The sequence below is a fragment of the Pseudomonas sp. T1.Ur genome (genome assembly GCF_023516725.1).
Lineage (GTDB): Bacteria > Pseudomonadota > Gammaproteobacteria > Pseudomonadales > Pseudomonadaceae > Aquipseudomonas > Aquipseudomonas alvandae.
Genome location: NZ_JAMGSN010000001.1, coordinates 674,147 through 683,179, shown reverse-complemented (window position 1 = coordinate 683,179; position 9,033 = coordinate 674,147). Strand labels below are relative to the sequence as shown.

Sequence of the window (9,033 nt, the reverse complement as noted above, 5' to 3'; positions counted from 1 at the left end):
CATAGGCCTTGTTACAGGTCTACATCTCGACCTGCGTCCCCAACTCGATCACCCGGTTCAACGGCAGGTTGAAGAACCGCAAGTTACCGTTGGCATTCTTCAGCATGAAGGCGAACAGCGACTCGCGCCAACGCGCCATGCCTTCGAGCTTGGAGGCGATGACGGTCTCGCGGCTGAGGAAATATGTCGTGCGCATCGGACTGAAATCCAAGTCCTCCAGGTGGCAGAGCTTGAGCGCCTCGGGCACGTCCGGTTCGTCGGTGAAACCGAAGTGCAGGATCACCCGGAAGAATCCATCGCCGTAGGCATCGACCTCGAAACGCCGCTGCGGCGGCACGCGTGGAATGTCTTCGTACACCACCGTCAGCAACACCACTTGCTCATGCAGCACCTGGTTGTGCAACAGGTTGTGCAGCAGCGCATGAGGCACGGCGTCCGAACGCGCGGTCAGGAATACCGCAGTGCCCTTGACCCGATGGGGGGGCTGGACGCGGATGCTGCTGATGAAGATCGGCAACGGCAACGCGCCCTCGTCGAGACGGTCCACCAGCAACTGCTTGCCACGCTTCCAAGTGGTCATCAGCACGAACAAGGCAATCCCGGCGATGACCGGGAAGGCGCCACCCTGAATGATTTTCGGCACGTTGGCGGCGAAATACAGCCCGTCCACCAGCAGGAAACCAACCAGAAGCGGGACCGCCAGCAGTGGTGGCCACTTCCACAACAGCAGTATCACGGCCGAAACCAGAATCGTGGTCATCAGCATCGTACCGGTCACCGCTACGCCATAGGCCGAAGCCAGCGCACCGGAGGACTCGAAGCCGATTACCAGCAACACCACGCCGACCATCAGCGACCAGTTCACCGCACCGATGTAGATCTGGCCCTGTTCGGCGCTGGAGGTGTGCTGGATGTACATGCGCGGGATGTAACCGAGCTGGATCGCCTGGCGTGTCAACGAGAACGCGCCGGAGATCACTGCCTGGGAGGCAATCACCGTGGCCAGCGTCGACAAGCCCACCAGCGGCAGCAATGCCCAACTCGGCGCCAGCAGGTAAAACGGGTTGCGCGCCGCTTCTGGATCGCCGAGCAGCAAGGCGCCTTGGCCGAAATAGTTGAGCATCAAGCCCGGCAACACCAGGAGGAACCAGGCGCGGGCAATCGGCTTGCGACCAAAGTGCCCCATGTCGGCGTAAAGCGCTTCGGCGCCCGTCAACGCCAACACCACCGCACCGAGGATCGACACGCCCATGCCCGGATGCACCACGAAGAACCGCACGGCCCAGACGGGGTTGACCGCCTGCAACACTTCCGGATGCTGGCTGATGCCATACACACCCAGCGCGCCCAGCACCAGGAACCAGGTCACCATGATCGGGCCGAACAGGATGCCGATGCGCGCGGTGCCGTGGCGCTGGATCAGGAACAGGGCCACCAGCACCACCACTGACATCGGCACTACCCAGTGGTCAATCCCATCAAATGCCAGGCCGAGCCCTTCAATCGCTGAAAGCACCGAGATCGCCGGCGTGATCATGCTGTCGCCGTAGAACAGCGCCGCGCCGATCAGGCCACACACCACCAGCAACGTCCGCAACCGCGCCCTGCCCGCTGCCGCCCGCCGCGCCAGGGCGGTAAGCGCCATAATGCCGCCCTCGCCCTGGTTGTCGGCGCGCAGGACAAACATCATGTACTTGATCGAAACGACCCAGATCAGCGACCAGAAAATCAGCGAGAGAATCCCCAGCACCCCGTCGTGGTTGACCGGTACGCCATAACCGCCGGAAAAAACTTCCTTCAGGGTGTACAGCGGGCTCGTGCCGATGTCGCCATAAACCACCCCGACCGCCGCGACCAGCATGCTCAGCGGTTTCGCTGCCGAATGCTCGGCACCCACCGCCTGACTATTTGCATGACCCATCCAACACTCCCGATTTTCCAGACCTTTCTTCTATTAGAGAAGCTGTACGCTTTTTGACGCAGCATGCACCGTTTTACGCTTGGTTACAGACGTTTTGTTGACTGTAGCAATCGCCAAAAGGCAAAGGCGCGAAGCATAGCGCAGCACTCGTCGCATTTCCCGGTATAAAGCTGGTCAAGTGCGTCGACCACGGATAGAATTGCGCACTTTTTGATCAGAGGCGCGTCAGGCGCCCTGTCTCGGCAAGAGACGATCCCCTTTACACCGAGGTTAGACATGTCCACCACTACCGCGCCAGCCAACCCGAAGGTTGGCTTCGTATCCCTGGGTTGCCCGAAGGCTCTGGTCGACTCCGAGCGCATCCTGACCCAGCTGCGCATGGAAGGTTATGACGTCGTGTCCACCTACCAGGACGCCGACGTGGTGGTGGTCAACACCTGTGGCTTCATCGATTCGGCCAAGGCCGAATCCCTTGAAGTGATCGGTGAAGCCATCAAGGAAAACGGCAAGGTCATCGTCACCGGTTGCATGGGCGTGGAAGAAGGCAACATCCGCGACGTGCACCCGAGCGTGTTGTCGGTGACCGGGCCGCAGCAGTACGAGCAAGTGGTCAACGCCGTGCACGAAGTGGTGCCGCCGCGCCAGGACCACAATCCGCTGATCGACCTGGTGCCGCCACAAGGCATCAAGTTGACCCCGCGTCACTACGCCTACCTGAAGATTTCCGAAGGCTGCAACCACAGCTGCAGCTTCTGCATCATCCCGTCGATGCGCGGCAAGCTGGTCAGCCGTCCGGTGGGCGATGTGCTCGAAGAAGCCCAGCGCCTGGTCAAGGCCGGCGTCAAGGAATTGCTGGTCATTTCCCAAGACACCAGCGCCTACGGCGTCGACGTGAAATACCGCACCGGGTTCTGGAACGGCGCGCCGGTGAAAACCCGCATGACCGAGCTGTGCGAAGCCCTCAGCACCCTCGGCGTCTGGGTCCGCCTGCATTACGTCTACCCGTACCCGCATGTCGATGAGCTGATCCCGCTGATGGCCGCCGGCAAGATCCTGCCGTACCTGGACATCCCGTTCCAGCACGCCAGCCCGAAAGTCCTCAAGGCCATGAAACGCCCGGCCTTCGAAGACAAGACCCTGGCGCGCATCAAGAACTGGCGCGAAATCTGCCCGGACCTGATCATCCGCTCGACCTTCATCGTCGGCTTCCCGGGCGAAACCGAAGAAGATTTCCAGTACCTGTTGGACTGGCTGACCGAAGCCCAGCTCGACCGCGTCGGCTGCTTCCAGTACTCGCCCGTCGAAGGCGCACCGGCCAATGACCTGAACCTGGACGTGGTGCCGGATGACGTCAAGCAGGACCGTTGGGAGCGCTTCATGGCGCACCAGCAGGCCATCAGCTCGGCGCGCCTGCAAATGCGCGTTGGCCGTGAAATCGAAGTGCTGGTGGACGAAGTCGACGAGCAAGGTGCCGTGGGCCGTAGCTTCTTCGACGCGCCGGAAATCGACGGCAACGTCTTCATCGACAACGGCAGCAACCTCAAGCCGGGCGACAAGGTCTGGTGCAAGGTCACCGACGCCGATGAATATGATTTGTGGGCTGAACAGATCGGCTGATCCGCACAAAGCGGGACCGCTGTTGTGGCGAGGGAGCTTGCTCCCGGCCTGTAGGAGCTGGCGAAGCCTGCGATCTTTTGATCTTTTGATCTTTTGATCTTTTGATCTTTCGCTTGAGATTCAAGTGTCCTCGGGAAAGATCGCAGCCTCGCTTCGCTCGGCAGCTCCTACAGTGCACCCCAGCAGGAACAAGGTCGCCACAGGTTGTTTTTCAGCCACTCACCGATCAGCCCCCAAAAAATCCTCAAGCCCCGCTCTTGTAACGAGATGCAGGGCTTTTTTACGGCTATCGTATGGAGAAACCCAGCACATCCACCACAAGGAACAGGCGGACATGCGCCAGCATTCGGTCATCCACACACCGAAACCAAGCGACTACCAGGAATTGACCCGGGTCTGGGAGGCCTCGGTACGGGCGACCCATGATTTCTTGCCGGACAGCTACATCGAGCTGCTGAAGAACCTGGTACTCACCCGTTATCTGGACGCGGTGATGCTCATCTGCACCCGGGACGCGCGCCAGCGCATTACCGGTTTCGCCGGTGTCGCGGCCGGCAAGATCGAGATGCTCTTCATCGACCCGGAACATCGGGGCCAGGGCCTGGGTAAACAGTTGCTGCGCTACGCCATGGAGAACTTGAACGCCGATCAGTTGGACGTCAATGAACAGAACCCACAGGCGCTGGGTTTCTATCTCAAGCAAGGCTTCGAAGTCGTCGGCCGTTCGGCACGCGATGGAATGGACCAGCCCTACCCGTTGCTGCACATGCGCTACAAGCAAGCGGACCTGAAGGCTGGACGCGGCTAAAAACCCCATGAGGCAAATGGACCCGCGATTAACCGGCGCCAGACAGGTACAATGCCCACCCTCTTTTTGTTACGGCCCCGTCATGACTGACCCGATTCGTCTCTCCAAGCGCCTCATCGAACTCGTCGGCTGTTCCCGTCGGGAAGCGGAGCTGTTCATCGAGGGCGGCTGGGTCACCGTCGACGGCGAAGTGATCGACGAGCCGCAGTTCAAGGTGACCACCCAAAAGGTCGAACTCGATCCCGAGGCCAAAGCCACCGCGCCGGAGCCCGTGACCCTGCTGCTGAACGTCCCGGCGGGCATGGACGTCGACACCGCCATGGCAACCCTCGGGCCACAGACCTTGAGCGAGGAGCATCGCTTCGGCAAGCGCCCACTCAAGGGCCATTTCCTGCGCCTGACTGCCAGCGCCGATCTGCAGGCCAACGCCAGCGGCCTGCTGGTGTTCACCCAGGACTGGAAGATCCTGCGCAAGCTGACCGCCGACGCCGCCAAGATCGAGCAGGAATACGTGGTGGAAGTCGAAGGCGAGATGGTCGCCCACGGCCTCAATCGCTTGAACCACGGGCTGACCTACAAAGGCAAGGAGTTGCCGGCGGTCAAGGCCAGCTGGCAGAACGAAAACCGCCTGCGCTTCGCCATGAAGAACCCGCAACCCGGCGTCATCGCGCTGTTTTGCCAGGCGGTCGGCCTGAAGGTCGTCGCCATTCGCCGCATCCGCATCGGCGGCGTGTCCATCGGCAAGGTGCCCCTGGGCCAGTGGCGCTACCTGTCTGCCAAAGAGAAATTCTAATTTTCCGGCGCCCCGCCGAACCGGGGCGCCCACTGCCGATTCATCAGGATTGCACACATGATTCACAACGACGTACTGCGCAGCGTGCGCTACATGCTCGACATCAGCGACAAGAAAGTCATCGAGATCATCAAGCTGGGCGGCCTGGATGTCTCCCTCGCGGACCTCACCGGCTACCTCAAGAAGGACGAGGAAGAAGGCTTCGTGTTCTGCCCGGACCTGGTCATGGCGCATTTTCTCGATGGCCTGGTGATTTTCAAGCGTGGCAAGGACGAAAGCCGTCCGCCGCAACCGATCGAAGTGCCGGTGACCAACAACATCATCCTGAAAAAATTGCGCGTGGCGTTCGAGCTGAAGGAAGACGACATGCACGCCATCCTCAAGGCCGCCGAATTCCCGGTGTCCAAGCCGGAACTGAGCGCGTTGTTCCGCAAATTCGGCCACACCAACTATCGCCCGTGCGGCGATCAGCTGCTGCGCAACTTTCTCAAGGGGCTGACGCTGCGCGTTCGCGGCTAATGCCGAGGCCTGCCGATTCTTGAAGCACTGCGGATGGTGGCAGAGCTTTCGTGACGAGGGAGCTTGCTCCCGCTGGGCCGTAGGGGCTGGCGAAGCCTGCGATCTTTTGATCTTCGTTTGAAATTCGAGCGTCAGAAAAAGATCGCAGCCTCGCTTCGCTCGGCAGCTCCTACAGTCCAGCGGGAGCAAGCTCCCTCGCCACAAAAGCCCGCGCCACAAAGGGCAAGACCCGCCGCCCGCGCTATGATGCCCATTCAATCCCGCGTCGATCCCAGCCCCATGACCTACAGCGTTTCCCCCATCGGCTTCGTCCGCTCCTGCTTCAAGGAGAAATTCGCCATCCCCCGCCAACCGCAACTGGCCCCGGCCGCGCGGGGGGTGCTGGAACTGGTGGCGCCGTTCGATCAGGGTGATGCGGTACAGGGCCTCGAACAGGTCAGCCATGTCTGGTTGCTGTTCCTGTTCCACCAGGCGCTGGAAGACAAGCCTCGGTTGAAAGTCCGCCCGCCACGCCTGGGGGGCAATAAATCCATGGGGGTTTTTGCCACCCGCGCGACCCATCGCCCCAACGGCATCGGCCAGTCAGTGGTAAAGCTGGAACGGGTCGAAGCCGGACGCCTCTGGCTATCAGGCATCGATCTGTTGGATGGCACTCCGGTACTCGACATCAAGCCCTACGTGCCCTATGCGGACATCATCGACTCGGCCTCCAACAGCATCGCCAGCGCAGCGCCTGAGTTGATTCCGGTGCAATGGGCGGACGCTGCCCTGCTTCAAGCGCGCGAGCATGCCACGCGCCTGGAAGAACCCTTGCTGGAGCTGATCGAACAATGTTTGGCCCAGGACCCACGCCCTGCGTACCAGGTTCCTACAGCTGAAAGGGAATATGGCGCGCAGTTCTGGGACGTGGACGTGCGTTGGCATTATCCGGAGCCTGGGACGATTCGCGTGTTGGAAGTGGTTCCTGCGGCTGGATAAAACCCGGAAACGAAAAAGCCCGCGCCGCCTTTATCAGGCGGCGCGGGCTTTTTTGTGGGGCATCAGTTGGACCGAGTCGCTGCCATCGCGAGCAAGCTCGCTCCCACACTGGATCGGGTTGAATGCAATGTTGAGTACACTCAAATCCACTGTGGGAGCGAGCTTGCTCGCGATGGTGATCTATCAGTCACCACACAGCTTACTTCTCTACAAACGCCCGCTCGATCAGGTAGTCACCCGGCTCGCGCATACGCGGCGAAACGGTCAGGCCGAAGCTGTTGAGCACTTCGCTGGTCTCGTCGAGCATGCTTGGGCTGCCGCACAGCATCGCGCGGTCGTCCTGCGGATTGATCGGCGGCAGGCCGATGTCGCGGAACAGCTTGCCGCTGCGCATCAGGTCGGTCAGGCGGCCTTCGTTCTCGAATGGCTCGCGGGTTACTGTCGGGTAGTAGATCAGCTTTTCACGCAGCGCTTCGCCGAAGAACTCGTTCTGTGGCAGGTGCTCGGTGATGAACTCGCGGTAGGCGACTTCATTGACGTAACGCACGCCGTGGCACAGGATCACCTTCTCGAAACGCTCGTAGGTTTCCGGATCCTGGATGACGCTCATGAATGGCGCCAGGCCGGTGCCGGTGCTGAGCAGGTAAAGATGCTTGCCAGGCTTGAGGTCGTCCAGCACCAGCGTACCCGTAGGCTTCTTGCTGATGATGATCTCGTCGCCTTCCTTCAAGTGCTGCAACTGCGAAGTCAGCGGACCGTCGGGAACCTTGATGCTGAAGAACTCGAGATGCTCTTCCCAGTTCGGGCTGGCAATCGAATAAGCGCGCATAAGCGGGCGGCCGTTGGGCTGCTGCAGGCCGATCATCACGAACTGACCGTTCTCGAAGCGCAGGCCCGGATCGCGGGTGCACTTGAAGCTGAACAGAGTGTCGTTCCAGTGATGAACACTGAGGACACGCTCGTGGTTCATGTTGCTCATGTACGGGGGACTCCTGGAAATGATGCCTGCGCCGATAATCTGCGCAATTGCATCGCATTCTAATGGCGGCGACAATATCTGTTAAATGGATTATTAAGATAAGGGTTATCGGTTATATAGATATGCGATTTACTCTACGTCAACTTCAAGTCTTCGTCGCCGTCGCCCAGCAGGAAAGCGTGTCCCGTGCCGCGGGCCTGCTCAATCTGTCGCAGTCGGCCGCCAGCACCTCCATTACTGAATTGGAGCGCCAATCCAGCTGCCAACTGTTCGATCGCGCCGGCAAGCGCCTGAGCCTCAACGCCCTGGGCAAGCAGTTGTTGCCCCAAGCCGTGGCATTGCTCGACCAGGCCAAGGAAATCGAAGACCTGCTCAACGGCAAGTCCGGCTTCGGCTCGCTGGCGGTCGGCGCCACGCTGACCATTGGCAATTACCTGGCGACACTGCTGATCGGTGGCTTCATGCAGCGCCATCCGGAAAGCCAGGTGAAGCTGCATGTGCAAAACACTGCCAATATCGTGCACCAGGTCGCCCATTATGAAATTGATCTGGGTCTAATCGAAGGCGACTGCAGTCATCCGGACATCGAAGTGCAGAGCTGGGTCGAGGATGAACTGGTGGTATTCTGCGCGCCCCAGCACCCGCTGGCCAAGCGTGGGCAGGCGACGATGGAGGAATTGACCCATGAGGCCTGGATCCTGCGTGAACAGGGTTCTGGCACCCGACTGACCTTCGACCAGGCCATGCGTCACCACCGCAGCGCGTTGAACATTCGCCTGGAGCTGGAACACACCGAAGCGATCAAGCGAGCCGTGGAATCCGGCCTGGGGATTGGCTGCATCTCACGACTGGCCCTGCGGGATGCATTCCGCCGCGGCAGCCTCGTGGCCGTGGAAACGCCGGACATGGACCTGGCGCGGCAGTTTTACTTCATCTGGCACAAGCAGAAATACCAGACTTCAGCCATGCGTGAATTCCTCGATCTATGCCGGGCATTCACCGCAGGGGTGCAGCGCAGCGACGAGATCGTCCTGCCGGCCATTGCCTGAGCCATCAGAGCAGCACGAGGCCCCAGACCAGGGCAATCATCGTCAGGGCGACAAGCTGGGCGGCGCTGCCCATGTCCTTGGCGTTTTTCGACAACGGGTGCAGCTCGAGGGAAATGCGGTCGATCGCCGCCTCTACGGCCGAGTTGAGCAACTCCACGATCAAGGCCAGCAGGCATACCGCGACCAGCAATGCCTGCTCGACGCGGCTGACATTCAGGAAGAACGACAACGGAATCAGGATAACGTTGAGCAGCACCAGTTGACGGAACGCGGCTTCACCGACAAAAGCTGCACGCAGCCCGTCCAGGGAATAGCCGGAAGCGTTAAGGATGCGTTTCAGGCCGGTTTGGCCTTTAAAAGGAGACATAG

9 protein-coding genes are annotated in these 9,033 nt (G+C 60.5%); 6 read left to right on the top strand and 3 right to left on the bottom strand.

The window, feature by feature from the left end; genetic code table 11:
* Positions 1–19: 19 nt before the first annotated feature.
* A complete protein-coding gene (locus M8Q45_RS03185) occupies positions 20–1,861 on the bottom strand; it encodes a potassium transporter Kup (protein ID WP_502940525.1) in 1,842 nt (613 codons plus the stop codon).
* A 336-nt stretch (positions 1,862–2,197) separates the two neighbouring features.
* Here M8Q45_RS03185 and rimO point away from each other — a divergent pair, with 336 nt between their 5' ends.
* The 5 genes from rimO (at position 2,198) to tsaA (ending at position 6,636) form a co-directional block, all read left to right on the top strand.
* Entirely contained in the window at positions 2,198–3,538 is a 1,341-nt protein-coding gene (gene rimO, locus M8Q45_RS03180) for a 30S ribosomal protein S12 methylthiotransferase RimO (protein ID WP_249873534.1), read from the top strand.
* Between the two features lie 334 nt (positions 3,539–3,872).
* Positions 3,873–4,346 (top strand): GNAT family N-acetyltransferase, encoded by a 474-nt coding sequence (locus M8Q45_RS03175; protein ID WP_249873533.1) that lies wholly within the window; start codon positions 3,873–3,875, stop codon positions 4,344–4,346.
* A gap of 82 nt (positions 4,347–4,428) precedes the next feature.
* On the top strand, positions 4,429–5,139 hold the full coding sequence (locus M8Q45_RS03170) for an rRNA pseudouridine synthase (RefSeq protein WP_249873532.1): 711 nt from the start codon (positions 4,429–4,431) through the stop codon (positions 5,137–5,139).
* 57 nt (positions 5,140–5,196) lie between these two features.
* On the top strand, positions 5,197–5,658 hold the full coding sequence (locus M8Q45_RS03165) for a YehS family protein (RefSeq protein ID WP_249873531.1): 462 nt from the start codon (positions 5,197–5,199) through the stop codon (positions 5,656–5,658).
* A 279-nt stretch (positions 5,659–5,937) separates the two neighbouring features.
* Complete coding sequence (gene tsaA, locus M8Q45_RS03160; protein ID WP_249877259.1) at positions 5,938–6,636, top strand: tRNA (N6-threonylcarbamoyladenosine(37)-N6)-methyltransferase TrmO; 699 nt, start codon at positions 5,938–5,940, stop codon at positions 6,634–6,636.
* A 199-nt stretch (positions 6,637–6,835) separates the two neighbouring features.
* Here the strand turns inward: tsaA and fpr are convergent, their stop codons facing one another.
* Positions 6,836–7,615: a ferredoxin-NADP reductase gene (gene fpr / locus M8Q45_RS03155; RefSeq protein WP_003198368.1), complete on the bottom strand. Its 780-nt coding sequence runs from the start codon at positions 7,613–7,615 to the stop codon at positions 6,836–6,838.
* Between the two features lie 122 nt (positions 7,616–7,737).
* Between fpr and M8Q45_RS03150 the strand changes: the two genes are divergently transcribed.
* Positions 7,738–8,664, top strand: coding sequence for a LysR family transcriptional regulator (locus M8Q45_RS03150; protein ID WP_039594356.1), 927 nt, complete (start codon positions 7,738–7,740; stop codon positions 8,662–8,664).
* A 4-nt stretch (positions 8,665–8,668) separates the two neighbouring features.
* Here the strand turns inward: M8Q45_RS03150 and M8Q45_RS03145 are convergent, their stop codons facing one another.
* The gene (locus M8Q45_RS03145) at positions 8,669–9,031 is read right to left on the bottom strand and encodes a diacylglycerol kinase (RefSeq protein ID WP_030139434.1); all 363 of its coding nucleotides are present in this window, start codon (positions 9,029–9,031) and stop codon (positions 8,669–8,671) included.
* Between the last annotated feature and the right edge of the window lie 2 nt (positions 9,032–9,033).

Excerpts from the sequence above, each read along its gene's own strand:
- M8Q45_RS03185 (WP_502940525.1), bottom strand. The coding sequence starts at position 1,861 with ATGCTGGTCGCGGCGGTCGGGGTGGTTTATGGCGACATCGGCACGAGC.
- rimO (WP_249873534.1), top strand. The coding sequence starts at position 2,198 with ATGTCCACCACTACCGCGCCAGCCAACCCGAAGGTTGGCTTCGTATCC.
- M8Q45_RS03175 (WP_249873533.1), top strand. The coding sequence starts at position 3,873 with ATGCGCCAGCATTCGGTCATCCACACACCGAAACCAAGCGACTACCAG.
- M8Q45_RS03170 (WP_249873532.1), top strand. The coding sequence starts at position 4,429 with ATGACTGACCCGATTCGTCTCTCCAAGCGCCTCATCGAACTCGTCGGC.
- M8Q45_RS03165 (WP_249873531.1), top strand. The coding sequence starts at position 5,197 with ATGATTCACAACGACGTACTGCGCAGCGTGCGCTACATGCTCGACATC.
- tsaA (WP_249877259.1), top strand. The coding sequence starts at position 5,938 with ATGACCTACAGCGTTTCCCCCATCGGCTTCGTCCGCTCCTGCTTCAAG.
- fpr (WP_003198368.1), bottom strand. The coding sequence starts at position 7,615 with ATGAGCAACATGAACCACGAGCGTGTCCTCAGTGTTCATCACTGGAAC.
- M8Q45_RS03150 (WP_039594356.1), top strand. The coding sequence starts at position 7,738 with ATGCGATTTACTCTACGTCAACTTCAAGTCTTCGTCGCCGTCGCCCAG.
- M8Q45_RS03145 (WP_030139434.1), bottom strand. The coding sequence starts at position 9,031 with ATGTCTCCTTTTAAAGGCCAAACCGGCCTGAAACGCATCCTTAACGCT.